Raw genomic sequence first — 26,227 nt, forward strand, 5'->3', positions numbered from 1 at the left:
CCGTTTCCCGGGAATACTGGTTGCGGGAAAGGGTCACGCTTGAAGTTTCCTTCACAGCACGGGCACAGCCACTTCACGAACTGGAAAGGAGAGCTGCGACAGCTCTTATTCGGCTGTGTCATTTCTCGCCGTTGCGAATGCCGATGTGCCGCGTTACGAGGGCGATCGTATCAAGTGTCGTCGTGGATGCTTCGAGGCGAAAGCCACCGAAGGGGCCATCTGAGTGGAAATGGTGGCCTACCGGTCTGAGCCCTGAATGTCGATGGTGGTGCCTCTTGCATCAGCGAGCGTCAGCGTCCATCCTCCCTTCTTCGTGATCCCATAGGGCATGATCACGGAAGCCGATGTGGGCGAATGAACGATGAGTTCTACTGGTTTTGTGTGCGAACCTGATTTTGTGCAGATTTTGGCTGAGACTAGATCGCGAACCTGGCCGGCGAGTATGCCGACCTCTGAACGTCCTACTCGGTAGGAGTCGACAAGGTGTGTCTCTCCTCGGTCCCTGGCGTTGGCGTGTTCCTCGGTGGGACCCACATCTACAGAGAGGCCTTCGGACTTGGCGAAGAAGACCACAGCATCGAGGGGATTCCCAATGAGCATAGGTGAGATGTCGAGACTTTTCGACCGCGACTGACCGAACCGTTGTCGGACTGGAATTCCGCCCCATGTCGCTTCGACATCGATGTCCCATACGGACGAATCGGTGAGCGCAGCGACGTCGAAAGTCGTCCGGAAGCGAACTCGCGTGCCGAAACTGCGTGTATAGGATCGTGCGGTGTCGAGTTCGTGAGTGATTTCATCACCAACTTTGCGGTGTCGGAATATTAGGCGCGCTGACTCCGGTGGTGTACTCAGTCCATTGACTCCCAACTCTCCGGTGAATGTGATCGCTGTGTTCTTGTTTGCGATCGACTCGAGGTGAGCGCGGAGGTTCACTTTGAGGTCGCCAATCTTTCCTCCACGCTGGGGAACATACACAAACTGCGACTCATCGGAATCTAGGCTGATGGGCAGTGGCTTCTTCTCGTGGAGAATGCGGCTCACCTCCTCGACTTCATCGAGGTCGCCCCTTAACGCCAAGTCGACGAGAACTTGTGACTCCGCAGTTCCGTGATCGCGGATTCGGGGATTCCACAGCGGTGTGACGACATCGCTGAACTCGGCGAGCATTTCCTCCCTCTCAGATCGGTTGTGTGCAGGGAGCAACTTTTTGCCGAACACCGCCGTGACTCCGGCACCCCCGATGATCGGGCGTCTAAGTAGATGATCTCGGCGTTCGCCTGGTTCGGTGTTATCGACGATCGTTTGGATGAGCGTGAGGATTCGGGACAGATGCTTGCGCGGGGGTTGGCCAGTCGCGGTGATATTGGTTCCGTCGTCTCTGCCGCGCAGCCAATAATAAACTTGATCAGTAAGTATCGAGATGTGGGGGCTGTGAAGGTACGCCTTCATTGTGAACGGCTGATCTTCGCCGATCTTGTATCCGAGCGGAAATCGGACGTCATTGTCCATCAAGATCGATCTGCGAAACAGTTTCCACGCACCGAGCGTCGAATTGGCCTTTGACTCGATGAAATCGACTGCAAAAAGAGTGTTACGGAAAGCAGTCGTCGGCACACTTCCGGCCCTCTGCTTGCCGAAGAGCCCCATCTTGCCGAGCACAACGCCCGAGCCTGTGCTGTCCGCGACCTCGGTCAGTCGAGAAAGCGCGTTCGGGGAGAACTTGTCGTCCGCGTCGAGAAAGAAGACATATCTCCCGCGGGCATGTTCCAGCCCGACGTTACGTGGTGCAGCAGCAGAACCGCTGTTAGGGATCGAATAGACGTGGAGGTCGTCGCTGGCTTCGGCTAGTTCATCGAGAATTTTCAGAGAATCGTCTGTGGACCCATCGTCCACGGCGATGATCTCTACCGACCCGGGGGGCATGTCCTGAGCTCTGACCGAGCCGATTGTCTCGTGTAGATACTTCTCGCAGTTGTAGACAGGGATGACAACGCTGACGTCAATTTCGTTTGAATCAGGGAAGATCTCGTTGGGGTTGTCCGTCATTTTTCGGCTCCAAGGCAACATATCCGGGGGGATGGGTTTGCTTCAGGCATAAGAGTACATCTGCTGTTGCCCGGGGTTAGGGAGGCGCGTCGATGGCGCCGAAAGGGAAAACTCTTCTTGCTGGTAACGCGGGGAACGTGTGAACTACAGAGTTCGCTCACCGTTTCATTTGTGTACCGAGCACAGCCCAAAGCCCCAGTAAGTCTTGCCAAAATCGCAACTCACGTGCACACTATAGTGGTGGTCACGACAAGCAATGGCGCTGACAGCGCACAGACGTTGCTGGTCACCCGTGTCCGCACAGCTATCCGAGACGCGGGAATCAACCACAGCGAAGTCGCCCGACAGGTCGGGCTGGACGCGAGCAAACTCTCGAAATCCCTCGCTGGAACACGAAAATTCCGGGTTGAGGAGATCTCTCACATCGCCGAACTCACCGGGGTCACCACGGATTGGCTGACGACCGGGCGAACGGCACAGCCGCCTCGGCGAACGATCGTCTCCGAAGCTGCCGCCGCACATGAGGATGAGCCAGCGACTCATGCGAACGATGCGCCGGCGGCTGCTGACGGGGGAGAGACCCCCGCTCCGCCGCCCACGGCGGACTGGATGTCGAAGGGCACCCGCAATCGGGTGAAGATCATCGCGGCAGCCTGGCGGCTCTATGCCGATCTCGGCATCGACAAGGTCCGCACCGAGGACGTCGCCCGTGCCGCCTCGGTGACCATCTCGGCGGTGAACTACCACTTCCGGACGAAAGACCAGCTGCTGCAGTCGGCCCTTCGCTACTCTCTCGACGTCATCGCCGAGACCCGCCACCTCAACGATTCCGCCGACCCCATCGGCGTGCTCCGCCACTTCGCACGCATCCATGCCGGAGTCGACCCGAAGATCCGGAGAGTGTGGTCGATCTGGCTCCAATGCTGGGCCCGTGCAGCCACCGACGAAAGCGCCCGTGCGAACCTCACCGCCGTCTACGGCGAATGGATGGACATGATCACCACCGTCATCGACGGCGGCCAGCGCACGGGAACGATCCGGAAAGGCAACACCGCACTGATGGTGAAATCCCTGTCGATCTTCATCGACGGCCTCGGCGTTGCCCGCACCACCGAGCACATGCCCATCACCGATGACGAGGCACTGACCATGCTCGAGAATTACCTCGCTGCTCACATCCTCAACAACGACGCGTCCACCGACGACACCCGACACCCGAAGTCAGACCGGGTCGCCACAGCCGGCCGACCCGAACCGACGTCCTAGGAAGAAGGCACATGAGATCACCGAACCGAAGACAAGCGCTGGGCGCAGGCCTTGCCGTGGCCGGCGTCGCGGGCTTGAGCGCCTGCGGCGGCGGGGAAGTCGGTGCCGCCGACGCCGGCAAGCCCGTCAAAGGCGGAACCCTGCGCGTCGGAGTCACCGGCGGCAACTCCGCGGACACCGTCGACGCCCACATCCCCGTCAACAACGGCGACGTCTGCCGAGCCGTCAACCTCTACAACGCCCTCTACGGCTGGGACGACGACTCCCAGGTCGTGCCCCTGCTGGCCGAATCGATCAAGGCCAACTCCGACTCCACCGTGTGGACGTGCACGCTGAAGGAGGGCATCAAGTTCTCCGACGGCAAGCCGATCACCTCCGAAGACGTCGTGTTCACGTTCGAGCGGATCAATGACCCCGACGATCCGAAGACTGCGGCCGCGAACTTCTCCATGCTGGAGAAAGTCGTCGCCAAAGATGACCGCACCGTCGAATTCCGACTCAGCGAACCCAACGGCCTGTTCAAGGACGCCGTCGCCGAATACACCGCCGCCATCGTCCCCGTCGGCTACGACCCGGAAAACCCGGTGTGCTCGGGACCGTTCAAACTCAAATCCTTCACGGCTGCTCAGTCGACGGTGCTCGTGCCCAATGAGCACTATTTCGATTTCGACAAGATGTACCTCGACGAGGTGGAGGTGCTCAACTTCAACGACGACGATGCCCTCATCAACGCCCTCCTGTCGACCCAGGTGGACGCGATCGCCGGCATCCCACTCGCCCTCGTGGAAGTCATCGCCGCCGATGAGCGCATGTCCATCCTCAACTCGAAGACCGGCATGTGGCTGCCCTTCACCATGCGCGTGGACAAGAAGCCCTTCGACGACGTCAAGGTCCGGCAGGCCTTCCGGCTCGTCGTCGACCGGGAGCAGATGATCGAACAGGTGCTCTCCGGCTACGGCACCCTGGGCAACGACATGTTCGGTCCGCTGAGCGAAAACTACCCGAAGTTCCCGCAGCGCAAACAGGACCTGGACAAAGCGAAGAAGCTCCTCGCCGAGGCGGGCTACCCCGACGGGCTCGACGTCGAACTCGTCACCGCCCCCATCCAATCCGGAGCCGTCGAAGCCGCCCAGGTCTTCGCCCAACAGGCCGCCGACGCCGGAATCCGAGTCAAGATCCGCAAGGTCGACGCCACCACGTTCTTCGGCGACGGATACCTCCAATGGGACTTCGCCCAGGATTTCTGGTACACACGTGACTTCATGCCGCAGGTCATCTCCTGCGCACTGTCCGAATCACCCTTCAACGAAACCCACTGGGACGAACCGAAGTTCAACAAGGTCTTCGACAAAGCTCGAGCCATTCCTGACGCAGGGGAGCGGCGAGACCTTGAACACGAGCTGCAGAAGATGCTCTACGACGACGGCGGATACATCGTCTGGGGCTTCGCCAACCAGGTCGACGCCTTCCAGAAGTACGTCGGCGGGCTCGTCCCCAACTCAACAGGACGACCCCTGAGCGGTTGGAGATTCGACCGCGTATGGATCGGAGAGGTCTGACATGTTCGGAAAAGTCATCGGTAAGCGGCTGCTTTTCTCCGCGTTCATCCTCATCGCAGTCTCCCTGCTCGTCTTCGGCGCCACCCTGCTGCTGCCCGGCGACGCCGCTAGGGCGATCCTCGGCCAACAGGCCACCCCGGAGCGCATCGCAGCCCTGAACGAACAGCTGGGACTCGACCAACCCGCCTGGCAGCGGTACTTCACCTGGCTGGGAGGACTGTTCGTCGGCGACTTCGGAACCTCCTCGGCGACGGGAGGATCCGTCGGGGCACTCCTCGGCGATCGGATCGGTGCCTCCTTCATCCTCATGGGACTGGCCGCGATCATCTCCGTGCCCTTGGGCATCGGACTCGGCGTCTTTCAGGCGCTGCACCGCGGGAAGCGCCGCGATCAGGCGATGACCGGAGTCAGCCTTGTGCTGGCGGCCATGCCCGAGTTCGTCATCGGCATCGGCCTCATTGCCATCTTCGCCACCTCGGTATTCCAGATCCTGCCGGCCGTCACCCTGGCCCCGCCGGGAGAACCCGTGTGGAACCGGCCTGAGCAGCTCATCCTGCCGACCCTGACACTCATCCTCGTCGTCACCCCCTACATCGTGCGGATGATGCGGGCGACGATGATCGAAGTCCTCGACTCCGGATTCGTCGAGATGGCCAGGCTCAAAGGTGTCCCGGAGAAGCGCGTGATCATGCGCCATGCCGTGCCCCACGCACTCGGACCGGTCGCTCAGGTCGTCGCGATCCAGCTGGCCTGGCTGGCCGGCGGTGTGGTCGTTGTCGAGTTCCTGTTCCGCTACCCGGGACTCGGCCAAGCACTCATCGATGCGGTCACCTACCGTGACGTGCAGGTCGTCCAGGCGATCTCCATGCTCGTCGCCGCGGTCTACGTCGTGGTGAACCTGGCAGCCGACGTCGTCGGCATCCTCACCAACCCGAAACTCAGGAGCGCAGCATGAGCACCGACGCCCACAGCCTTGACGACCTCAAGTCCGCGGCCACCGATGCCGCTGAAGTTCCCAAGGAATCCGCCACCACCTACGTTCCCTTCTACAAGCGGGTGCTCGCGCAGAAACAGGGCAAAATCGGCCTGATCATCACCGTGGTCGTCGTCGCGCTCGCCCTGTGCGGTCCGCTGCTGCTGCCCTGGGCGACGGGCAACACCGCCACCGAGTTCGTCACGAAGCCGTTCAGTCCCTACGGTCTGTTCGGCTCGGACAACCTCGGCCGCGATGTGTTCTCCCGGTTCCTCGCCGGCGGTGTGACACTCATCGTCTACGGTGTGCTCGCCACGGCGCTCGGCATGGTCGTCGGTGCGATCATCGGCATGCTCGCCGCCTATGTCGGAGGAACCTTCGACGCCGTGATCATGCGGCTCAACGACGTCATCCTGGCTATCCCGCAGCTCGTGTTCGCCCTCCTGGCGATCACAGTGTTGGGCCCGCAGGGATGGGTGCTCGTGACCGTCATCGGCCTCACCCACGCACCACGCATCGCCCGTGTCGCGAGGTCCGCGACCCTGGGCGTCATCACCGAGGACTACATCAAGGCGGCCGAGATGTACGCGATGCCCCGGTGGAAGGTGCTCATCCGTGAGCTGCTGCCCAACATCACCGGCCCGTTGAGCGTAGAGGCGGGCCTGCGTCTGACCTACTCGATCGGCTACATCGCGTCGCTGTCGTTCCTCGGACTCGGCCTGCAGCCGCCCGCGGCCGACTGGGGTCTGATGATCAACGAGAACCGCATCGCCCTGTCCATCCAACCCTGGGGCGTGCTGCTGCCGGTCATCGCGATCGCACTGCTGACCATCGGCACCAACCTGCTCGCGGACTCCTTCGCCCGAGCTACCGCATCGACATCCGTGGAGGCATGATGAGCCCGAAGACAGAGACCGTTCGCCACGATGATGCGAACGAACCGAACGAGAAGATCGTTCTGCGCGTCAGCGACCTGCGCGTGCTCACGAACGCCGGCGACGAGATCCTTCACGGCGTCGACTTCGCCCTGTCCCGAGGCGAGATCCTCGGGCTAGTGGGGGAGTCGGGTTCCGGTAAGACCACGGCCGGTCTGGCCTGTATGGGGCACTTCCGGGAGGGCCTGAAGTTCGGGTCCGGGTCCGTGAGCATCTGGCCGCGCGGTGACGCCACCCACCTTGAGGTCGGCGACCTCGACGAGGTGGCCCTGCGAGATCTGCGTGGATCCCGAATCGCATACATCCCTCAGGACCCGGCACTCTCGCTCAACCCGGCCATGCGAGTGGGCGAGCAGATCCAGGAAGTCCTCGACATCCACGACTTCGGAGCCTCGGATCGTGAGCGAGCTGATCGCGTCGCAGAGGTGCTCGTCGACGTCGGCTTACCCGGGGATCGTGCCTATCAGCGACGCTGGCCCCATCAACTGTCCGGCGGTCAGCAGCAGCGCATCGGCATCGCCATGGCCTTCGCGATGTATCCCGACGTGCTCATCCTCGACGAACCGACCACCGGCCTGGACGTGTCCACGCAGTCGGTCGTGCTCGACACGATCCGGCAGATGACGGTGGCGAACAACGTCGCCGGTCTCTACATCACCCACGATCTTGCGGTGATCAAGGACATCTCCGACCGGGTCGCTGTGATGCTGCGCGGCGACCTCGTCGAAGAAGGCCCGGTGTCGGCGGTGCTCGAACGTCCGCAGCACGAGTACACGAAGATGCTCATGGCGGCTGTGCCCGATCTTGCCGGACGCAAGACCATCGGCGACGGGGCCGCGGAAGCGAAAGCCGTCGCCGAGGCTGATGAGAAGACACATATTCTCGTGTCGACGGGGGAGAAGCCCGACGACTCGGGATCGGATCGGTCCGATGCTGACGGGGCGGCCGCCTCGGCGGTTGATTCCGATGTCTCCGCTGTGGAGGGGAAGGGCAAGTCCGCCGCGGCGAACGCGCCTCTGCTCGAGGTCAAGGATGTGGCGCTCGCCTACGGGAAGGCGCAGATCCTCGACGGGATCAATATGGTCCTGGAGCCGGGGGAATGCACGATGCTGCTCGGCGAATCGGGATCGGGCAAGACGACACTGTCGCAGTGCGTGGCCGGGCTCAACGACGACTACCAAGGAGCGGTGAAGTTGCGGGGAACCGAGTTGGCTCGGTCGACGCGCAAACGCACGAACGAACAGCGGGTGGGCATCCAATACGTGTTCCAGTCACCGTTCTCCTCGCTCAACCCGCGGCGGTCGATCGGTCAGTCGTTGACGGTGCCGTTGGAGATGAGCGGTAACGGTACGGCCGCGAGCAGGAAGGCCACCGTCGAGGAAGCACTCGACTCGGTGCGGTTGGGACGGTCGTTCTATCACCGACGCCCCGGCGACCTCTCCGGCGGTGAGCGGCAGAGGGCCGCGATTGCTCGAGCGCTGGTCAACGCGCCGTCGGTGATGGTCTGTGACGAGATCACCTCGGCACTCGACGTCAGCGTGCAGGCATCGATCGTGGCGCTGCTGCGCACCCTGCGGGAGGAACGTCAGCTGGCGATGCTCTTCGTCACCCACAATATTGCGCTGTCGCGGCATATCGCCGACAACCTCGCGGTGCTCAATAAGGGCAAGATCGTCGACTACGGGCCGACCGCCTCGGTGCTCGAGGATCCATCGCACGAGTACACGCGGGCGCTGATCGCCGACGTGCCGAAGTTCTGAGGGGGCTGTCCGGTAGGTCGGCGGTCACCACGAGCGGCGATAGCCGGAGTATCGGTCACCTTGTGCGGGAATCCGCGACCGCACCCGCCAGGTCGCCGGAGAGCTCTTCGCGGGTGAGGTGGGTGAGGCGACTGATCGCCCTGATGAGCCCATCGGATCCGAGGTAGCCGACGGATCGGGCAGCGGAGGCAACTGTGAATCCTGCGCGGATTCTGCGCAGGGCCAGGTTGAGTCGCTTCCGCGTCCTCCACTGCACGAAAGACATGCCCAGGTCGTCTTTGATGATCCGTTCGACGTGCCGTTTGCTCATCGAATGTCGCTGGGCGACTGCGGTCAACGGCACTATCAGGCTCATGGGGTCGTCCACGATCGCTTGGACTGCGCGGTATTGCGGTTCCGGAATCGGGAAGTCATCAACGGCGAAGGTGCCCAGCTCTGCGTCGAGGGCTTCCCTGAGCGGCCGGCGCTCGGCCTCGCTGTTCGGAGACGAGGCGAGGATGAGCAGGGCGGTTTCGCGGATGGCGGTTGACCGGCGGATGTGGAGGAACCCTTCGGGCGGTTCCGTCTGCGGTGACAATCGTGGGCCGAGCATGATGGAGTCCGATTTCGTCGTGACCGAGTGGTCGATGCCCGAGCCCAGCCACAGGCTGGACTCGGAGGCGAGGCTGTGATGCGTCAATTCGAACCCGCGCCCGCGCAGATGGACGTCCACGGAGCCGCTGATGACATGGATGAGCAGAGGGTATGAATGGCTGTGCCAATCATGCCCGGTGAGGAGCACTGGTCGTTCCGTCCCGCTGTCGTCTCGTCGCAGGCGAGCGTGTCGTGTTGGTCGGGTGATGATGTCGCCTTTGTCGTAAGTGAAGCGAGAAGTTTGGTTAGGCTGGGCTATGTTCTTCGAGTCTAGTCCGTACCCGTCAATCGAGGTAGTCAATGTCCTTGCTCCGTCGAATCAGTGCGCTCTTCATGGGTGCAAGTCTTCTGCTCATCACCGCCTGTGCAGGTCCCACGAATACGTCCGAGACTGGTCCTTCGGCGACTGGATCCGAGGCCCGTACGGTCGTAACCGAACAGGGCGAGGTCGAGGTTCCGGCCGATCCGCAGCGGGTGGTTGTGCTCAACTACGCTCTCGCCGGTTATCTCTTCGACCTCGATGTGCCTGTCGTGGCCACGACTCCCGAGGTCACGGAAACCGACGGGGAGTTCTCGCCGTTCTGGACTGAGAAGGCTGAGGCGCAGGGAACCGAATTCCTGCCGTGGAGCAACGATGGATTCGATCTCGAAGCCATCATTGAAGCCGAGCCCGACCTCATCATCGCCGGAGGGATCGGATTCCCACTCAAGCACGCGACCGACTCCTACGACAGACTGCAGGAAGTGGCGCCCACAGTACTCGTATCAGGAGACAAGCAGACCTGGCAGGACCAGTTCTCCTTCATTGCCTCCGACGTGTTGGGCCGACAGGCGGACTATGAGAAGTTCGAGTCAGCCTATGAGGACCGAGTTGCCGAGGTGAAGGACACCATCTCGATCCCCGAGGGAGAGATCTCCATCCTCACGCTCGACAGCAAGGACACTCCCTATATCCTCATCGAGGACAAGAGCCTGTCGGCGGAGCTGAAACCGCTCGGCTTCACGACTGCTCCGCTGTTCGACGAGAACGACATCGAACCCTACACTGCGGGCGGAGACATGTTCGGACCCTCGCTCGAGGTGCTGCCTGATGTTCTTCGCTCCGAGACGGTCTTCGTGGTCGGCTTCAACAATGCGAGCATCGGCGTCGACGACCTCAAGGACGAAACGTCGTACGACCGCATCCCAGCTTTCGAATCCGGTCAGGCCCACGATCTCCCGTACTGGTCGATGCGCGGCGACTATGACGAGGCGATGGCTCTGCTCGACATCGTTGAGGAGATGTTCCCCGCGACGCAGTGACGACGAAGGCGATCAGCGATCTGTCGACGGCGTATCAGCCGGCTCGTCCTCCTCGTCGGCGTTCTCCTCGTCCTCGTGATTCTCATCCTCGGCGGTCTCGTCCTTCCGGCCGAAGTCGTCGGGGTCGACCTTGTCGAGATACTCGGACGACGGCGCGCCTCCGGCTTCGTGGTCGAGATTCTCCGTTGCCTTGCGCATGCTGTCGGCGGTGCTGCCGTCGGTGCTGTTGTCGTCGGTTGACATTCGGATCACCTTTCGCTGGAGTGCGCGGATGAAGAATCAGTCTACGGGGTGGTCTCGAGTGCGTCGACCGAACATTTCGACAATCCGCTGGAAGGCCGGTCACTCACTCGGTGAATGGCGTGATCGGCTCGGGCTGACCGAGTGAGTTGACGAGTTCTCCGGCGAGCGTGCGCAGTTTGATATTGCGATGCGATGAGGCCCTCTTGAGAATGGCGACAGCTTCATCCTGGCTGCAGGCCGCCTGGGCCATCGTGATTCCGATGGCCACGTCGATGACGGTGCGCGATTCCATCGCCCGCTGTCGGTGTTCGGCCGCCTCGGCGAAGCGGGCGGTTCGGACCGCCACTCGCAATGACCTCTTCACCGGTTCCACGAATCTCTGCACGGCCGAGAGCGTCGGCTCCCCGAAGCTGTGGGGCTGCATGGCGTAGAAGGTCACGACCGCTTGCGCAGTGTCGTCGATGTCGAGCGGGACCGCCACCAAGCTTCGCAGATCGTGAAGCACAGCGATCTCCATGAAGTCTCGCCAGCGCTTCTCATCCTCGGCGTCCTCGACGCAGATGATCGCACCGGTCTTCTTCGCCTCCACACGCGGTCCCGCTCCGAGATAGGTGTGGATGTCTTCGAATCGTCTCGCTGCGTCGTCGCTGCCGCAGACAATGGTGCTGCGTCTGCTGCGGACCAGCATGATCCCGCACGAGACCGGAGAGTCCTGCCCGATTTCGGCGGCGGCCATGAATGCGAGCTCATCCACGAAGCTGCCGAGCTCGTCTTCTGAGGCAAGGAGTCTGATGAGGAGTTCTGCGACCGATTCGCGGTGGGGGTCGGACGCAGCAACGGTGTCCTTCAACGTCTGCGGTTCAGTTCTGAGCCGCTGGCATGGATGGTCCGCGCGAGAATCTGCGGGTGAAGGGGAAGGCGATACACAATCAGGGGTCCTCACATCTGGAGGCCGCCTGCTTGACCTTGCAATATCTTACTCAAGGCTGGTGATATGCCCAAAATCGGTTCCGGGCAATTGTTCAGGCGGTCAGGCTGGGACACGATGACACGATCGGCATACCGGGCAACACCCCTACCGAGCCGCCTGAAACAGTGTCAGCATGGGTTCATACACTCGATGGAGGAAGGAAGATCGTGATGAGTGTTCACAGCGAAGACGAGAAGGAACCGACAAAGGTCCCCGAGGAAGCCAAAGACGATGTTGCGGAAAAGCCCGGTACGGATTCCGCTTCGAAGCAGCACGAGGATGAATTGGTGGATGAGTGGGAGGAAGAATCGTTCCCCGCGAGCGACCCGCCCGCACACTACTGAGAGGTGAAAGTGAGGGCCCGAGACCTGATGACCAGGTGTCGGGCCCTCGCCGCTGAGGAATCCTCCTATGCGGGTTCCGAGTCCTCGGGACCCTTCTCCGCGTCGAAATTCCGCCGGTAGCGCTTCTCCGCTTCGTCGAGCAGCCTCGGGGAAAGGCGGGCGATCGGTTCTACCTCGACGAGCAGCGGTTCGCAGTCAGGACCACGCCCCACCTGCTCTCCGGTGAGTATCCAGGCGAAGCGGTCGGGGTTCTTCTCCTGGAGATGCTTGTACTGGCAGAGCTGGCGAGCCAGCCAATCGCCCAGTGGGCGGGTCCACCAGTCTTCAGGGGTTAGAGGATTGACGGCCAGGCCGGGCAGCTCGAGACCCGACTCGAAGTCGATGCTCCCGCCCTGGGTGTCACTCTCGTAGCCTTCCGAATAGCGGACATAGAGCGGTCGCCCGGACGTTGCGAGCTCTTCGATCGTGTCCAGACTGTCAAGCCTGAGTCTCTCCGGCATCAGTGTGAAACCTCTCTCACCTTGAGGGCCACTGGCCAGGTCACTGACACCGACATTCCTCGGCTTTCCACGGCTTCGGTTGCCGTTGTCAAGAGCATCCTGCAGTGTTGTGCGGCGGCCAGCGTCTCCTCGATCTCGCAGCAGACGAAGACGGCCTGCTGATTCTCTTCATCGAGTGTGTAGTACAGCGCCGCAACCACGTCACCGGCGCGACGAAGCTCAAAAGCGGCTGCTTCTCGATCATCGATGACGGAGTAGGAGTCCGCTTCGTCCATTCCCGTCGGAAGTTCGGCGACTCGAAGAGGGTCGACCGGCGTTTCGCTTCTACTGCCAAGACTCTTGGGCATACCCGTACCTCACAAAGGAGAGGGCCGACTTCTTGACCTGCTCGAACTATACGTACAGTGCGCTGACACGGCAATAGGACTAATGCCTCACCTGCCGTGCGCTCGCGAACGAGAATCTGATGCACCGGACGATGGGCCTTTCGCGATGCGGTCTATGGACGAGGGACCATAGACCTCGACGTCACCGAGAGCGCTTTCCTCGAAAAGGTCATCGAGCTCGAGCAGCTGCTCGATCATCATGCTCAGGACGAAGAAGACGAGCAGTTCCCGAAACTGCGCGATAAGCTCACCGGCCGCGAGTCCTGAGGTTTCGCCAGCACGAGACGTCCCTCTGCGCCTTCGATGATGTACTAAGTGACGATCGAATCGTCGACGCGATGGATGCCTTCTGCAACCTCGGTGAGCGAGTTGATCAGGGGTCCTTGGTCTTGAAGCGTCGGCGGTTGAGAACGAGTGCGCTGCCGATCATCACGATCGCCAGCCCGAAATGCAGCCAGTTGTCCGGAGTGTTGAGGGGAACGAAATTCGCCGCGGATTCTGAACCGATGACGAGCCCGTAAATCCACAGGACGGCGTAGACGATTCCGCCCCACAGCAGGTAATGGAACGACCCGGTAGGGGAGCGGCGGACGAGGGCCCCGACGATGCCGAAAAGCAAGTGGACGATATTGTGCAGGATCGAGACCTGGAACAGGCCCAAAAGCAGCGCGGTCGAATGGTGGCCGGCGAATCGCATCGACATATAGTTCGACGTCGCTCCCGGGATGAACCCGAGGACGCCGGCTGCCAGGAAGAGTATGGTGACGATGAGAGCCGCCCACTGGATCGGGCGACCACGCTCATGGGGAACGTCTGGCCCTAGCTTTTCGGCGGTCATAATGCCTCCTCGACTGACGAACTGATCAGATTGCTGACGAACTGGTCAGATTGAGGTCCACGTTAGATTGAGGCCCCGCACCCCTCAACAGCTGCAGGTGACTCACAGACAACAGACGTGTGCACGAGTAGAAGGCCGGGACAGGTAAAGCGGCTGGCGCGGATTGTCAAGACTGTTTACAGGGGTCGTCGCACAATGCCAGGCTGAGAGGACCGCGCAGAGCGCGGCGGAATCCAGCGGGATTCCGACAGGTGAACACAGATGCTGAGGAGGAACAAGGGATGAACAATCACTTGCGCACGGTCTACGAGAGCGGCGGTTCATATGCCACCGTCTACCTTGAGGGACGAACTCCATCAGCCGATGCCGAGACGCAGCTGCGCCTGCGCTGGTCGGAGCTGCGAGACCAGCTGTCCGAAAGCGGGGCAGGGGAGTCTCTCCTCGAGTCCATCGATGCGATCATCCTCGTCGACGAACCCACCGAAGTGCACACAGACGGTCGGACCATCGTTGCGAACTCGGGGGGAGTTCTGCTGGACGAACACTGGGACGCGGCGCTGGGAGATGGCGACGCGGCGTACTTCGGAGACGTCCCCGAACTCGGAGCCTACCTCCGCCAGGAGTGCAGACAGTTCGATGTCGTTCTCGTCATCGCCGGGCAGGATGGTGCGGCCGTCCGCGAACTGAGCGTGACTCCGGATCGCGAACGCACCGAGAACGAGTCGGTCCACGTGACCGGCGACAACGACGAAGACATCAACAAGCCGCGGCGAGGAGCATATTCGCACAACCAGATCCGCCGCCGCGTCGACGAGATCATCAAAGCGAACGCCCGCAGCGTGTCCGACTTCGTCGATCGGCTCATCACGGAGAACGCGCCTGATGCGGTGGTTCTGGCAGGTGAAGTGCAGGGCAGAACGGTCGTCAAGGCCGAACTGTCAGTGAGGGCCGAAGAGCTGCTTCACGAGATCTCAGAAGGCGGCAACGACGATGACGGTGCCGAAGAGGCAATCGATGTGGCGGTGCGAACGCTCGTGACGAGACTCGCCGGCGAACGCGAGGCCGAGAACTCCGAAAGACTGGCCGAGAGTAAGGCCCACGACCGTGCGGTCGAGGGCCATGCCGAAGTCGCGAAGGCAGTCGAGCGCGGTGCGGTGGCGACCCTGCTGCTCGACGATGCTGAGGCAGCAGAGGGCGAAGCAGACATCATTGCCCAAGCTGTTCTGTCTTCAGCAGAGATCGAGCTCAGTCATGAGCCGATGCCTGAAGGCATCGCTGCGATCCTCCGCTACGACGTCGGCGCTGCGCTGGCGGACTGAGGAGTAAGTATCTATCGGTAGATATTAACCAATGAGTTAATACAACGTGTAGGGTTGGTCCATGACAGCCGATCTCGGCAGGCCGGAAGGACCCTCTGATGAATCGACCGACGAATAGTCCGACCCCGAACAACTCGAAGCCACCTGGCGACGAAGTCATTCGGCAGGCCCGGGTCTCGCGCCGTGTCCTCGTGCTCGGGGCGACCGGCTATATCGGGGGACGCCTCGTACCGCGACTGTTGCAGGCCGGTCACCAGGTCCGAGTCGGAGTGCGGCGACCGGAGAAGCTCAAGCAGGTTCCATGGGCAGCCGATGTCGACGTGAGGACCATCGACCTCGACACCGGTCGCGGTCTCGAGGACAGCCTCAGCGGCATCGATACGGCCTATTACCTAGTGCATTCCATGGGGTCCGGTGGGGACTTCGAGGCTGCCGAGGCCGAAGCTGCCAAGCGTTTCGTCGGCGTTGCCGCGTCTGCCGGCGTGGGTCGCATCGTCTACCTCGGAGGGCTGCATCCCGAAGGGCGCAAGTTGTCGAAGCACATGCGCTCGCGGGCGACCGTCGGGCGCATCCTGCTCGACTCCGAGGTTGACGCGATCGTGTTCAACGCCGGCATCATCATCGGCTCCGGCTCTGCCTCGTTCGAGATGATCCGCCATCTCGCCCTGACGCTGAGGTGGATGCCGGCACCGGACTGGGTGGCCAACCGCGTCGAGCCGCTGTCGGTCCGCGACGCTCTCTACTACCTTCTTTCCGCCGCGGATGTGGAAGGAACGGTCAACCGCTCGTTTGATATCGGTTCGCGGCAGATCCTCACCTACGCCGAGGTGATGCGCACCTTTGCCGCTGTCGCCGGTCTCAAGCCCCGTCACGTCATCGCCCTGCCGCTTCCCGCCCCGACCCTGTCAGGTATCTGGGTCGGACTGGTCACTCCGCTGCCGTTCGCTCTCACACTGCCGCTCGTCCAGTCTCTGCAGGAGGATGCGGTGGCCTCGTCACACGATGTCGACGAGGTCATCCGGCCGCCCGAATCCGGTCTCATCGAATTCGGCGACGCCGTCCGACTCGCATTACGTCGTGAAGTCGAAGGCGCCGTAGATACGAACTGGGACGCCGATGCCGGAGGACTCGACGAGGCGGCCCAGCCGCTGCCGAACGACCCGCAGTGGGCGGGCCGCCGCATCTTCACCGATGAACGGTCGGCGGCGATCCCCGGTCTCTCAGCCGCCGATGTGTGGCCCGTGGTCGAGGGCGTCGGCGGATCCAATGGCTGGTACTCCTGGCCGCTGGCGTGGAAGGCTCGTGGAGTCTGGGACAAAGCCGTCGGGGGCGCTGGCCTCAACCGAGGTCGACGGCTGCCGGACGCCCTGCGGATCGGAGACCCGGTCGACTGGTGGAGAGTCGAACGGCTGGAGCGGAACTCTCGCCTGTTGCTGCGCGCCGAAATGAAAGTCTCCGGTCACGCGTGGCTCGAATTCACACTGGCAGACTCCGACGATGGCTGCGAGTATCACCAGACAGCGACCTTCATCCCCACCGGGGCACGCGGTCACCTCTACTGGGCCCTCGTCGCCCCGTTCCATCGGTTCATCTTTCCCGCGATGGCGAAGAACATCGCCGCCGAGGCACGCCGCAGGGTGAGAGCGTGAATGTTCCCCGGTCTTGTTCGTGATCAGGGCGCTGCCGGCAGCATCGAAGCGAAGCCGTCCCGGTAGGTGGGGTAGCCGAGTTCGCCCATGAGCGAGCCGAAGCGAGTTCCATCGATCCGTTTACCGCCCGGCTTCTCGTCCTCGACATGGCCGGGGACGGGCACGCCGAGGCGGTCAGCGATGAAGGCGGCGACGTCGCCCATCTGAGCAGGCAGGGAATCGACAGCGTGGACCAGGTCCGGCGGTTTCGAGTCAAGTGCCAAGCGCTCGAGGCCGTAGACCAGGTCGTCTCGGTGGATGCGGTTCGTCCACCGATGATGGTTGAACTGCTGTCCGCGTCGCACGGAGTCGATGAGACGGGTGCGGCCAGGCCCGTAGATACCAGCCGGGCGGACGATCGTGAGATGGTCGAAGAGCTCGGCCGCCTCGGACTCGGCCGCAGCGAGGACCTCACCCGGCCCGGACCCTGGAGCGAGCGGAGCGTCTTCGGTGATCACACGCGTCGGATCCTCAGCAAGGACACGCGTGGAGGAGACCAGGACGACTCGGCCCGGCTGTGACTTAAGCACGCGTGCGAGACCTCTCAGCCCGTGGAGGTAGGACCGTTCATATCCGGTCCGAGTCGGTTCGTCCGAAGTGAGAGTGATGACGACCGCGTCGAGTGCGCCCAGTCGCGAAACGCTGCGGACCGGGACATCTGCCCTATCGCGGTCGGGAGCTCCGAAGCGGGAGAGGTCCATGCTGATCGCCTCGAAGGCATCGGGCAGTTCGGCGACGCGTCGGCGCAGCCCGATCACCTGGTGCCCCTGGTCGACCAGTCGCAGGCCCAACCGAGTGCCCAGGTCTCCGCACCCGGCCATGAGAATCCTGCGTCCGTTCGTCGTGCTCATTCCGCCTCACTCTTCATCCGGTCATAGGCGGCCAAAGCCGCCTGGCGCGATGCCTTGAGATCGACGATCGGCTCGCGATCACCGTGCGAGCGTTCCGCCCGGGTGAGACCGCCCGGACCGCGGCCCAACCACCTGCCCACGTACTCGTTGTTGGGATCGAAACGCTCACGTTGGCGTTCGGGATTGAAGATCCGAAAATACGGGGCCGCATCCGCGCCGCACCCGGCCACCCATTGCCACGAGACGGGGTTGTTGGCTTCATCGGCATCGACGAGCGTGTCCCAGAACCACTGCTCGCCGTGCCACCAGTGGATAAGCAGATTCTTCGTGAGAAGGCTCGCCGTGGCCATCCGCACCCGATTGTGCATCCATCCGGTCTGCCACAGTTGGGCCATGCCGGCGTCGACGAGGTCGATCCCGGTCGTACCGCTGCGCCAATGGTCGAGTGCCTCGGGGTCGTCCTCATAGGGGAAGGATGCGAATTCCGGCCGCATCGGCTCGGACTCGACGGCCGGCAGGTGATAGGTCAGGTGCCAGGAGAACTCCCGCCAGTAGAGCTGCCGGATCCATGCATGCCGGTCATCGTCGCTCATCTCCGGTATGTCCAGGGCCGCAGCCAGCAGCTGCCGCGGGGATAGTTCGCCGAAGCGCAGTCGCGGCGACAGGCCGGACGTGCTGTTAGGGTCGGCGGGGACATCATGCGAATCGGCGTAACCGTCGATCCCGTCGCTCAAGCACGCGAGCTCACGGGCCGCTTCCCGGCATCCGGGGTTCCAGTGCTCGGCCACGGTCGTCCGCCACCACTGCGGAGTCCTCGCCGAGGCGAAGCTGCCCGAGCCCGTGTCGGTTCCGTCGAGGAGGCCAAGATCGTCGAGACTGCGTCCCCAGGAGTGATTGTCCAGATTCTTCCGGTCTGCCTCAGCCAGGGGGCTCTGTTCGTCGGGCGGCGGCAGGACCTCTCCGACCTCGCGATCGCGCACAGCGTTGAAGAACGGCGTGAAGACCTTGTAGAAATCACCGCTCTGCGGGCTGACCGTCCAGGGTTCGACGAGCAGCGCGCCGGTATGGGAGTGCACGGCACGACCGGCATCAGCCAGGTCCGTCTTGATCTGTGCGTCGAGGCGACGTGCAGCCGGCGCATAACGGCGCGACCATCGCACAGCATCGACTTCCAGGTCCGCAGCCGCCTGCGGGACGATGTCGGCGGCGGAGCCTGCTGCGAAGAGCAGCGGGATACCGAGCTGTGCGAGTTCGGTCTCCAGGACGCGCAGCGATTCGTGCGCCCACCAGCGAGTGGCTCCTCCCAGCGGGCGTGGGCCCAGGCCGTCGTCGCCGCGGCACTCCCTGATCCAGAGGCCGATCACCTGCCCGTCGCCGCAGGCCGCTGTCAGGGCCTCGTGGTCCTCGACGCGCAGATCGTCGCGGAACCACACCAGGGTGAGATGATTAGAGTCTGTACTCGCTGGGGAAGCCGCGATCACAGCTGGTTCGCCCAGTCAGCGTTGCTCAGGGACAGCTCATCGGCCATTCCGTCGAGGAAACGGATGACGGCATCGCGTTCACGGTGACTGAGGCGGGCGGCGGCGTAGACGCGTCTGGCTTGGGAACGCCCCACGGTCTCTCGTGCCGAGCGCGCCGTCTCCGCGGTGATCTCGATGGCGTAAGCTCGGCGATCACTGGGATGCAGCCTTCTGACGACATGCCCTTCACGCTCCAGGCGATTGATCAGCTTCGTCACCGAGGCCGCCGACATGGACATGTGAGCAGACAGCATCTTCGGCGTCACCACCGAATCCTGCCGCTCCGCAGCGAGGAGATAGTGCAGGGCGTGCATGTCCTGTTCGCTGAGCTTCATGAATCTGCGTGAAGCCGCGGAGAGTCTGCGCTCGGCCTCGCGCAGTCGGGCGAGTGAGTTCATGAGTCGAGCGATCTGCTCGCGGTCGACATTCGACAGGTCGGAGGAGTCGATGAGGTCGCCGGGAAAACGGTTTTGCGATCCGGTGTACATGTTCTCTGTGATCGGGTCGTGAGCGCCCGCGGCCTCTGATGACTCCATGCCGCAATCCTACTGATTCCTGCCCCTTGAGCGTAGAAGAATAACCCTCCTAATATAGTACACCGAAGCATAGTATATGCGGAGGGTTATTACATCGTGAGTATGTCAGCTGCTGGTCGAGTAGACCTGCTCGGAGCCTCCGGTGCGCACGCGATTGCGGCGGCGGGTCTCCGGGCTCGTGCCGCGCGAATCGGATGAACGGCGGTTGGCCGGCTGACCGGAACGCGACGCCGAACCCTGACCACCGGAACGGCTGCCGCGAGCCGACTCGCGACGGCGGCTGCCCTCGCCGCCGCGACCGCCCTGGCCGGATCCGCCGCTGCGACCGAAACCATTGCCACGACCGCCTTGGCCGGAACCGGTGCCGCGGTTGTTCTGTCGGGAGGCGTTGCCGTTGCGCTCTCCGCCGTTGCCACGGGACTTCTCGCGGCTGCGACCCGACTCGTCGGCGGTGCCATCGCGGCCCGCGCTTCCACCGCGTCCACCACGGCCGCCTCGGCGACGGGACGACCGGCCACCGGACTTCGCCGGTTCGGTCTTCTTGCGCGGCTGGACGGGTTCCTTCGGCTGCGGGGCGACGTATTCGGCGATCTCACCGACGAGCTCGGTCACCTCGGGGGACTCTGCGGTGACCTTCTGCGGGGTCGCTTTGATGGCGGCCTTGCGCAGGAGGATCTGGGTGTCCTTGCGCTCTTCGGCGGTCATCACCGTGACGACGTCACCGGCGCTGCCGGCACGTGCGGTGCGACCGGAGCGGTGCAGGTACGCCTTGTGCTCGGTCGGGGGATCGACGTGGACGACGAGCTCGACGGAATCGACGTGGACGCCGCGGGCGGCGATGTCTGTGGCCACGAGCACCTTCGCCTCACCATCGGTGAACGCGGCGAGGTTGCGATCGCGGGCACCCTGCGACAGGTTTCCGTGCAGGTCGACGGCGGGAATGCCCGCTGCCGTGAGCTGGCGGGCGAAGCGCTTGGCCCGGTGCTTCGTGCGAGTGAAGAGGATGCGGCGGCCCGTGCCGGAGGCGAGCTTGTGCACGAGTTCGTTCTTGTCGTCGACCGACACCTCGAACACGTGGTGGGTCATGGCCGAAACATGGGAGGTCGCCTCGTCGACGGAGTGGAGGACCTCGTTGTGGAGGAAACGACGGACGAGCTTGTCGACGTCGTTGTCCAAGGTGGCGGAGAAGAACATCCGCTGTCCCTCAGCAGGGGTCTGGTTGAGGATTCGGGTGACTCCGGGCAGGAACCCGAGGTCAGCCATGTGGTCGGCCTCGTCGAGGATGGTGACCTCGATGTTCTCGAGCGTGAGGACGTCCTGCTGGAGCAGATCCTCGAGGCGGCCCGGGCAGGCCACGACGATGTCGACTCCGGCCTTGAGTGCGACCTCCTGTCGACGCTGCTTGACGCCGCCGAAGACCGTCGTCGTCCGCAAGCCCACGGCCTTGGCCAACGGGTCGATGACCTCGGTGATCTGCGTGGCGAGCTCACGGGTGGGAGCGAGCACGAGTCCGCGCGGATGGCGGAACTTCTGCGAACCCTTGCCGGATTCGGCCAGTCGGGCGACGAGCGGAATGGAGAACGCCAGGGTCTTGCCGGACCCGGTCTTTCCGCGGCCGAGCACATCACGGCCGGCCAGCGTGTCGGGCAGAGTGTCCTGCTGGATCGGGAAGGCCTGGGTCTTGCCTTCCTTGCTCAGCGTGTCGACCAGCTTCTGGGGAACACCGAGCTCGGCGAACGAGGTGGGGGCTGGGGAGGCCTTCTTCGTGCGATTGCCCGAGGCGTTGGCGGCGGTTGTGGCGGTGTTTCTGTTGCTGCCTCCGCGGGTGCGGGTACTGCGGGGATTGGTGTGAGTCTGTGACGTAGTGATGGGGTGGCCCTTCGACGTGCCGGAGGCCGTGCCGGTGCCGTGAATAGGTGGCAGGCAGCCGCTTCCGGTCATGGAATGAGCGCTGTCGGCGCTCTCGATCGCCGAGAGAAAACGGCTTCGGAAATGCGCGGGTGCTTTCACCCAGCTGCAGAGACGAGGCGTCCTGACGACGCAGGGAACCCGAAAACGGGTTCGCAAGTAGCACCAGTCTACAGGGCGTCGGCTCCCGAATCACATTGACCCCGCTGCCGGCCTGACTTCATCGGTCTGTGACGTCAGCAGACGTTCTCTGTCGGACTGTGACGCCGGCGGACGCCGTCGTTCGGTCTGTGAAGTCGCCGGACGTCACTCGTCGGCCCGTGAACTCAGCGGACTCGACATGGCGCGATCACGATTCGGATTCGGGCGCTGACCATAGCGTGAGGTCATCTCGGATCCACTCAGCTGGGATTCGAGGGCCAGCCATCGAACGATAGGACACCAGACCCATGGCACTCTCTCGACCCTCCACCGACCGGCGGACATCTCCGCCGCGCCACGGACGCCGAACTCTCGGATTCATCGGATTCCTCGCAGCAGCCGCCCTGACATTGTCCGCCTGCGGGGGAGCAGCCTCGGGGCAGGGATCGGTCGACGACCTCAAGGATCAGGCTCTAGCAGACGATGTCCCCGCAGGAACCGTGCTCAACATCGCCGACCAGCAGGAACAGCAGCAGGTGGCGTTGAAGTCCTCCGGTGAGCTCGACGACTTCAGCTTCGAATACGAATTCTCGAACTTCGTCGGCGGACCGGAGATCCTCGAAGCCTTCCGGGCCGGTGCCGTCGACGTCGCCCGCGTCGGCGATACCCCGCCCATCCAGGCCTTCGCCTCCGGGGAAGTCGTTCCGATCATCCTCGCCCTCCAATCCTCACCCGACGTCATCCGTCTGGCCACCTCCCCGGGCACGGACGTCGACTCGATCAGCAAGATCAAGGGCGCGAAGATCGGCTACGCAGAGGGCACCGCCCAGGGATCTCTGGTGCTGCGACTGCTCGACAAAGCGGGACTGTCAACCGACGACGTCGAACTCGTCCGCCTGGAACTCGGCGAATTCAGCGAAGCCCTGCAATCCGACGAGATCGACATCGCCCCGCTCACCGGAGCCAGGCTGGCCCGCTACCTCCAGGGATATGAGAAGGAAGGAGCCGGCTACCTGCCCGACAAGGAGACCGCAGGGCTGGGCACCGGGCTGAACTTCATCTATGCCCGCAAGGAAGTGCTCGAAGATCCCGCGAAGTCGGCCGCGCTGAGAGAATTCGTCGCCCATTCGATCCGGGCCAATCAGTGGATCAATGAGAACACCGACGACTGGGTCGAGGACTACTTCGTGAAGAACCAAGGGCTGACCGAAGACGAGGGCCGCTTCATCCGCGAGCAGGAGGGCACAACGGTCTTCCCGAAGCTCGACGACGTCATCGCCACCGAACAGTCCACCATCGACCTCAGCTACGACTCCGGAGAACTGCCGGTCGACGTAGACGCCAACGACATGTTCGATCGGCGCTTCAACGACGTCATCGAGGACACCGTCGACGAGGTCGGCGCCCACCAGGACCGAAAGGAACTCGACGAATGAGTGTGACAGTCCAGCCTCCGGAGACCACGCGACTCGAACCCGGTCAACACAGCGTCAGCTCCGACATCTCACCGGCACCGGAGCCGCGCGCGCCATGGTGGAAGCGCTTCTCACCGACACGCATCTCTCTCGGCATCGTCATCCTTCTGGCCATCTGGGTGAGCGGTTCGGCCACCGGTCTCATCGACCCGCGCGTCCTGCCCGCACCGTGGACGGCGATCTCGACGGGAATCTCCCTGACGGAGAACGGTCGCCTGCCCGAGAACCTCCTCACCTCCCTCCAACGAGCGGCACTCGGCCTGGGCATCGGCGTGATCGCCGCGATCCTGCTCGCCCTCGCAGCGGGACTGACCCGCCTCGGCGAGAGCCTCATCGACGGTCCGATGAACATCAAACGCGCTGTGCCCACCCTCGCCTTCATTCCGCTGGCGATCGTGTGGCTGGGCATCGGCGAAGGCATGAAGGTCACCCTCATCGTCTTCTCGGTCATGGTGCCCATCTACATCAACACCCACGCCGCACTGCGCGGACTCGACGGCCGGTACCAGGAACTCGCTGCCACGCTGCGGCTGAGCAGACGCGAATTCGTCACGAAGGTCGCACTGCCCGGAGCGCTTCCCGGATTCTTCACCGGATTGCGCCTGGCCGTGACCAGCGCCTGGACGTCCCTGGTCGTCGTCGAACAGATCAACGCGACCTCGGGCATCGGATTCCTCATGAACCAGGCCCGCCTCTACGGACAGATCGACATCATCGTGGTCGGCCTCGTCGTCTACGCCATCCTCGGCGTGGGCAGCGACCTGCTCGTCCGCATCGCAGAAAGGAGGGCGCTGACATGGCGCCAGACACTCTCACGGTGACCGACTCGGACACCACGACCCAGAACTCCACCACCCCCGCCGAGGCGGCTCCGCCCCTTGTGCACGTGCGCGGACTCACCCGCCGGTTCGCTTCCCGCACCGTGCTCGACTCCGTCGACATCGACATCGCCGCAGGAGAATTCGTGGCACTGCTGGGCCGCAGCGGCTCCGGGAAATCCACCCTGCTGCGGGCACTCGCCGGGCTCGACCCCGACATCGAAGGGCAGATCGACGTGCCCACCGAACGCTCGGTCGCCTTCCAGGACTCCCGGCTGCTGCCGTGGCAGAAGGTGCTCGACAACGTCACCCTCGGACTGCGCGGGGAGGGCCCTGGGCAGCGGGCCCGAGAGGCACTCGCCGAGGTGGGGCTGGCCGGACGTGAGAAGTCCTGGCCCAAGGAACTCTCCGGAGGCGAACAGCAGCGGGTCTCCCTGGCCCGAGCCCTGGTCCGCGAACCGGCACTTCTGCTCGCCGACGAACCCTTCGGCGCCCTCGACGCGCTGACGAAGTCGAAGATGCACGGACTGCTCCACACCCTGCTGACGAAACATCAGCCGGCGGTCCTTCTCGTCACCCACGACATCGACGAGGCGCTGCTTCTCGCCGATCGGATCATCGTCCTCGACGACGGCCGGATCTCCACGGACATCCGCATCGACGCAGCGCACCCACGCACCGTCACCTCCGCAGAGCTCTCCGAGCTGCGAACCTCGCTGCTCGAGGCCCTCGGAGTCGACGTCGCGGTCTGAGCCTCCACCCAGCCGAAGACGCCCCACCCACCCGACGGCCCCCACCCGCCCATCCCGCGACACCCATTCCATGACTCGGAAGGCACCGCTATGACGACGACACCACCGGAGAAGACTCTTCACCTCAACGCATTCCTCATGACCACCGGCCATCACGAAGCCTCGTGGCGGCTGCCCGAAAGCGATCCCGAAGCCGGCACGGACATCGACCACTACATCAGACTGGCACAGACCGCCGAGCGGGGAGGCTTCGATTCGATCTTCTTCGCCGACGGACCGAGCCTCCGCGCCGAGGTGGGCAGACGACCTGCCGGCAACCTCGAACCGCTCACCCTGCTCAGCGCACTCGCAGTGGCGACACAGCGCATCGGACTCATCGCCACCGCCTCGACGAGCTATAACTCTCCCTACAATCTTGCCCGCCGGCTCTCCTCGATCGACCACATCAGCCGGGGGAGGGTCGGCTGGAATGTCGTGACCACCGCCGGCGCGGACGCGGCGAGGAACTTCGGCCTCGATGAGCTTCCCGCCCACCGGACCAGGTACGAACGCGCCGAGGAATTCCTCGAGGTCGTCCAAGGACTATGGCAGAGCTGGGACGATGACGCCGTCCTCGGAGACAAGGAATCCGGCGTCTGGGGTGATGCGGAGAAGGTCAACGCCATCAACCACGAGGGCCGCTTCTTCAAGGTCGCCGGACCGCTCAACATCCCCCGCTCACCGCAGGTCTACCCGCTGATCGTGCAGGCCGGATCCTCGGAATCCGGCAAGGAGCTCGCTGCCAAGTTCGCCGAGGCGGTCTTCACCGCCCACCAGTGGCTCGACGATGCGATCGCCTTCGCCGCCGACGTCAAGAACCGTGCGCTCAAGCACGGCCGCAACCCGGAGCATGTGAAGATCCTGCCCGGCATCGTCCCGGTGATCGGAGCCACCGAGGCCGAGGCACAAGCGAAGGACGAGGAACTCGACCGCCTCATCCGGCCCGAGTTCGCACTCGCCCAACTCGCCCAAACACTGCGGGTGTCCCCGGACGAACTCTCCCTCGACCGGCAGCTGCCGGCCGATCTTCCCGCCGAGGACGAGATCGAGGGAGCGAAGTCACGGTACACGCTCATCGTCGACCTCGCCCGACGGGAAGGCCTCACGGCACGAGAACTCATCGGCCGCCTCGGCGGGGGTCGCGGCCATCGGACCGTTGCAGGCACACCCGAACAGATCGCCGACGCAATCGAAGAATGGTTTCGTGCAGGAGCCGCCGACGGGTTCAATATCATGCCCCCGTCGCTGCCCGGCGGCCTCGACGATTTCGTCGACACCGTGGTGCCGATCCTTACGCGACGCGGCCTGTTCAGACGCGACTACGAGACGACGACTCTGCGCGGGCACTACGGCCTGCCGACCCCCGGTCAACGGGACCACGGCGATGAACACACTGAAACGACGAGCAACGAGGTGGCATGA

24 protein-coding genes are annotated in these 26,227 nt (G+C 63.5%); 13 read left to right on the plus strand and 11 right to left on the minus strand.

What is annotated here, in order from left to right; translation table 11 throughout:
* Positions 1 to 237: 237 nt before the first annotated feature.
* Positions 238 to 2,049 (minus strand): glycosyltransferase family 2 protein, encoded by a 1,812-nt coding sequence (locus tag HIM68_RS05975; RefSeq protein WP_172170632.1) that lies wholly within the window; start codon positions 2,047 to 2,049, stop codon positions 238 to 240.
* A gap of 240 nt (positions 2,050 to 2,289) precedes the next feature.
* On the opposite strand from HIM68_RS05975, the gene HIM68_RS05980 reads away from it, so the two are divergent.
* The 5 genes from HIM68_RS05980 to HIM68_RS06000 are packed head-to-tail and all read left to right on the plus strand — an operon-like array spanning position 2,290 to position 8,542.
* Positions 2,290 to 3,315 carry a TetR family transcriptional regulator C-terminal domain-containing protein gene (locus HIM68_RS05980; protein WP_367647450.1) on the plus strand — a complete coding sequence of 342 codons (1,026 nt, stop codon included), beginning with the start codon at positions 2,290 to 2,292 and terminating at the stop codon, positions 3,313 to 3,315.
* 11 nt (positions 3,316 to 3,326) lie between these two features.
* Positions 3,327 to 4,874 (plus strand): ABC transporter substrate-binding protein, encoded by a 1,548-nt coding sequence (locus tag HIM68_RS05985; RefSeq protein ID WP_172170634.1) that lies wholly within the window; start codon positions 3,327 to 3,329, stop codon positions 4,872 to 4,874.
* Position 4,875: 1 nt separating this feature from the next.
* A complete protein-coding gene (locus tag HIM68_RS05990; RefSeq protein WP_172170636.1) occupies positions 4,876 to 5,829 on the plus strand; it encodes an ABC transporter permease in 954 nt (317 codons plus the stop codon).
* Positions 5,826 to 6,743 (plus strand): ABC transporter permease, encoded by a 918-nt coding sequence (locus HIM68_RS05995; RefSeq protein WP_172170638.1) that lies wholly within the window; start codon positions 5,826 to 5,828, stop codon positions 6,741 to 6,743. The genes HIM68_RS05990 and HIM68_RS05995 overlap by 4 nt, the downstream gene beginning before the upstream one ends.
* On the plus strand, positions 6,743 to 8,542 hold the full coding sequence (locus HIM68_RS06000; protein ID WP_172170640.1) for an ABC transporter ATP-binding protein: 1,800 nt from the start codon (positions 6,743 to 6,745) through the stop codon (positions 8,540 to 8,542). Before HIM68_RS05995 ends, HIM68_RS06000 begins: the two co-directional genes overlap by 1 nt.
* Positions 8,543 to 8,597: 55 nt before the next feature.
* Here the strand turns inward: HIM68_RS06000 and HIM68_RS19305 are convergent, their stop codons facing one another.
* Entirely contained in the window at positions 8,598 to 9,323 is a 726-nt protein-coding gene (locus tag HIM68_RS19305; protein ID WP_172170642.1) for a helix-turn-helix domain-containing protein, read from the minus strand.
* A 185-nt stretch (positions 9,324 to 9,508) separates the two neighbouring features.
* Here HIM68_RS19305 and HIM68_RS06010 point away from each other — a divergent pair, with 185 nt between their 5' ends.
* On the plus strand, positions 9,509 to 10,477 hold the full coding sequence (locus HIM68_RS06010) for an ABC transporter substrate-binding protein (RefSeq protein WP_216656965.1): 969 nt from the start codon (positions 9,509 to 9,511) through the stop codon (positions 10,475 to 10,477).
* 12 nt (positions 10,478 to 10,489) lie between these two features.
* Here the strand turns inward: HIM68_RS06010 and HIM68_RS06015 are convergent, their stop codons facing one another.
* Complete coding sequence (locus HIM68_RS06015) at positions 10,490 to 10,720, minus strand: hypothetical protein (protein WP_172170646.1); 231 nt, start codon at positions 10,718 to 10,720, stop codon at positions 10,490 to 10,492.
* Between the two features lie 103 nt (positions 10,721 to 10,823).
* Positions 10,824 to 11,570 carry a GAF and ANTAR domain-containing protein gene (locus HIM68_RS06020; RefSeq protein ID WP_172170648.1) on the minus strand — a complete coding sequence of 249 codons (747 nt, stop codon included), beginning with the start codon at positions 11,568 to 11,570 and terminating at the stop codon, positions 10,824 to 10,826.
* 290 nt (positions 11,571 to 11,860) lie between these two features.
* Here HIM68_RS06020 and HIM68_RS06025 point away from each other — a divergent pair, with 290 nt between their 5' ends.
* Positions 11,861 to 12,034 (plus strand): hypothetical protein, encoded by a 174-nt coding sequence (locus tag HIM68_RS06025; protein WP_172170329.1) that lies wholly within the window; start codon positions 11,861 to 11,863, stop codon positions 12,032 to 12,034.
* 65 nt (positions 12,035 to 12,099) lie between these two features.
* Here the strand turns inward: HIM68_RS06025 and HIM68_RS06030 are convergent, their stop codons facing one another.
* From HIM68_RS06030 to HIM68_RS06040, 3 genes are all read right to left on the minus strand, one after another.
* Entirely contained in the window at positions 12,100 to 12,534 is a 435-nt protein-coding gene (locus HIM68_RS06030; RefSeq protein WP_172170650.1) for a DUF6098 family protein, read from the minus strand.
* Positions 12,534 to 12,881, minus strand: coding sequence for a hypothetical protein (locus tag HIM68_RS06035; protein WP_172170652.1), 348 nt, complete (start codon positions 12,879 to 12,881; stop codon positions 12,534 to 12,536). The genes HIM68_RS06030 and HIM68_RS06035 overlap by 1 nt, the downstream gene beginning before the upstream one ends.
* A gap of 412 nt (positions 12,882 to 13,293) precedes the next feature.
* Entirely contained in the window at positions 13,294 to 13,758 is a 465-nt protein-coding gene (locus HIM68_RS06040) for a DUF4383 domain-containing protein (RefSeq protein WP_172170654.1), read from the minus strand.
* A gap of 281 nt (positions 13,759 to 14,039) precedes the next feature.
* Between HIM68_RS06040 and HIM68_RS06045 the strand changes: the two genes are divergently transcribed.
* On the plus strand, positions 14,040 to 15,077 hold the full coding sequence (locus tag HIM68_RS06045; protein WP_172170656.1) for a Vms1/Ankzf1 family peptidyl-tRNA hydrolase: 1,038 nt from the start codon (positions 14,040 to 14,042) through the stop codon (positions 15,075 to 15,077).
* Positions 15,078 to 15,175: 98 nt separating this feature from the next.
* The gene (locus HIM68_RS06050) at positions 15,176 to 16,726 is read left to right on the plus strand and encodes an SDR family oxidoreductase (RefSeq protein ID WP_172170658.1); all 1,551 of its coding nucleotides are present in this window, start codon (positions 15,176 to 15,178) and stop codon (positions 16,724 to 16,726) included.
* A 23-nt stretch (positions 16,727 to 16,749) separates the two neighbouring features.
* Here the strand turns inward: HIM68_RS06050 and HIM68_RS06055 are convergent, their stop codons facing one another.
* The 4 genes from HIM68_RS06055 to HIM68_RS06070 all read right to left on the minus strand — a co-directional run bounded on the left by HIM68_RS06055 (position 16,750) and on the right by HIM68_RS06070 (position 21,613).
* Positions 16,750 to 17,616, minus strand: a complete 867-nt coding sequence (locus HIM68_RS06055) for an NAD-dependent dehydratase (protein WP_172170660.1) — start codon at positions 17,614 to 17,616, stop codon at positions 16,750 to 16,752.
* Positions 17,613 to 19,049, minus strand: coding sequence for a deoxyribodipyrimidine photo-lyase (locus HIM68_RS06060; protein WP_367647452.1), 1,437 nt, complete (start codon positions 19,047 to 19,049; stop codon positions 17,613 to 17,615). The genes HIM68_RS06055 and HIM68_RS06060 overlap by 4 nt, the downstream gene beginning before the upstream one ends.
* 44 nt (positions 19,050 to 19,093) lie before the next feature.
* Positions 19,094 to 19,672, minus strand: coding sequence for a MarR family winged helix-turn-helix transcriptional regulator (locus HIM68_RS06065; RefSeq protein ID WP_172170662.1), 579 nt, complete (start codon positions 19,670 to 19,672; stop codon positions 19,094 to 19,096).
* Positions 19,673 to 19,777: 105 nt separating this feature from the next.
* Positions 19,778 to 21,613: a DEAD/DEAH box helicase gene (locus HIM68_RS06070; protein WP_172170664.1), complete on the minus strand. Its 1,836-nt coding sequence runs from the start codon at positions 21,611 to 21,613 to the stop codon at positions 19,778 to 19,780.
* A gap of 416 nt (positions 21,614 to 22,029) precedes the next feature.
* On the opposite strand from HIM68_RS06070, the gene HIM68_RS06075 reads away from it, so the two are divergent.
* The 4 genes from HIM68_RS06075 (at position 22,030) to HIM68_RS06090 (ending at position 26,227) form a co-directional block, all read left to right on the plus strand.
* Complete coding sequence (locus HIM68_RS06075) at positions 22,030 to 23,157, plus strand: ABC transporter substrate-binding protein (RefSeq protein ID WP_172170666.1); 1,128 nt, start codon at positions 22,030 to 22,032, stop codon at positions 23,155 to 23,157.
* Entirely contained in the window at positions 23,154 to 24,017 is an 864-nt protein-coding gene (locus HIM68_RS06080) for an ABC transporter permease (protein WP_172170668.1), read from the plus strand. The genes HIM68_RS06075 and HIM68_RS06080 overlap by 4 nt, the downstream gene beginning before the upstream one ends.
* Positions 23,993 to 24,766 carry an ABC transporter ATP-binding protein gene (locus tag HIM68_RS06085; protein ID WP_172170670.1) on the plus strand — a complete coding sequence of 258 codons (774 nt, stop codon included), beginning with the start codon at positions 23,993 to 23,995 and terminating at the stop codon, positions 24,764 to 24,766. The genes HIM68_RS06080 and HIM68_RS06085 overlap by 25 nt, the downstream gene beginning before the upstream one ends.
* A 90-nt stretch (positions 24,767 to 24,856) precedes the next feature.
* A complete protein-coding gene (locus HIM68_RS06090; RefSeq protein ID WP_172170672.1) occupies positions 24,857 to 26,227 on the plus strand; it encodes an LLM class flavin-dependent oxidoreductase in 1,371 nt (456 codons plus the stop codon).

Source organism: Brevibacterium sp. CT2-23B (assembly GCF_013168765.1).
GTDB lineage: Bacteria > Actinomycetota > Actinomycetes > Actinomycetales > Brevibacteriaceae > Brevibacterium > Brevibacterium sediminis.

Coding starts and splice junctions, on each gene's coding strand:
- HIM68_RS05975 (WP_172170632.1), bottom strand. CDS start 2,049: ATGACGGACAACCCCAACGAGATCTTCCCTGATTCAAACGAAATTGAC.
- HIM68_RS05985 (WP_172170634.1), top strand. CDS start 3,327: ATGAGATCACCGAACCGAAGACAAGCGCTGGGCGCAGGCCTTGCCGTG.
- HIM68_RS05990 (WP_172170636.1), top strand. CDS start 4,876: ATGTTCGGAAAAGTCATCGGTAAGCGGCTGCTTTTCTCCGCGTTCATC.
- HIM68_RS05995 (WP_172170638.1), top strand. CDS start 5,826: ATGAGCACCGACGCCCACAGCCTTGACGACCTCAAGTCCGCGGCCACC.
- HIM68_RS06000 (WP_172170640.1), top strand. CDS start 6,743: ATGAGCCCGAAGACAGAGACCGTTCGCCACGATGATGCGAACGAACCG.
- HIM68_RS06010 (WP_216656965.1), top strand. CDS start 9,509: ATGGGTGCAAGTCTTCTGCTCATCACCGCCTGTGCAGGTCCCACGAAT.
- HIM68_RS06015 (WP_172170646.1), bottom strand. CDS start 10,720: ATGTCAACCGACGACAACAGCACCGACGGCAGCACCGCCGACAGCATG.
- HIM68_RS06025 (WP_172170329.1), top strand. CDS start 11,861: ATGAGTGTTCACAGCGAAGACGAGAAGGAACCGACAAAGGTCCCCGAG.
- HIM68_RS06030 (WP_172170650.1), bottom strand. CDS start 12,534: ATGCCGGAGAGACTCAGGCTTGACAGTCTGGACACGATCGAAGAGCTC.
- HIM68_RS06035 (WP_172170652.1), bottom strand. CDS start 12,881: ATGCCCAAGAGTCTTGGCAGTAGAAGCGAAACGCCGGTCGACCCTCTT.
- HIM68_RS06040 (WP_172170654.1), bottom strand. CDS start 13,758: ATGACCGCCGAAAAGCTAGGGCCAGACGTTCCCCATGAGCGTGGTCGC.
- HIM68_RS06045 (WP_172170656.1), top strand. CDS start 14,040: ATGAACAATCACTTGCGCACGGTCTACGAGAGCGGCGGTTCATATGCC.
- HIM68_RS06050 (WP_172170658.1), top strand. CDS start 15,176: ATGAATCGACCGACGAATAGTCCGACCCCGAACAACTCGAAGCCACCT.
- HIM68_RS06055 (WP_172170660.1), bottom strand. CDS start 17,616: ATGAGCACGACGAACGGACGCAGGATTCTCATGGCCGGGTGCGGAGAC.
- HIM68_RS06065 (WP_172170662.1), bottom strand. CDS start 19,672: ATGGAGTCATCAGAGGCCGCGGGCGCTCACGACCCGATCACAGAGAAC.
- HIM68_RS06070 (WP_172170664.1), bottom strand. CDS start 21,613: ATGACCGGAAGCGGCTGCCTGCCACCTATTCACGGCACCGGCACGGCC.
- HIM68_RS06075 (WP_172170666.1), top strand. CDS start 22,030: ATGGCACTCTCTCGACCCTCCACCGACCGGCGGACATCTCCGCCGCGC.
- HIM68_RS06080 (WP_172170668.1), top strand. CDS start 23,154: ATGAGTGTGACAGTCCAGCCTCCGGAGACCACGCGACTCGAACCCGGT.
- HIM68_RS06085 (WP_172170670.1), top strand. CDS start 23,993: ATGGCGCCAGACACTCTCACGGTGACCGACTCGGACACCACGACCCAG.
- HIM68_RS06090 (WP_172170672.1), top strand. CDS start 24,857: ATGACGACGACACCACCGGAGAAGACTCTTCACCTCAACGCATTCCTC.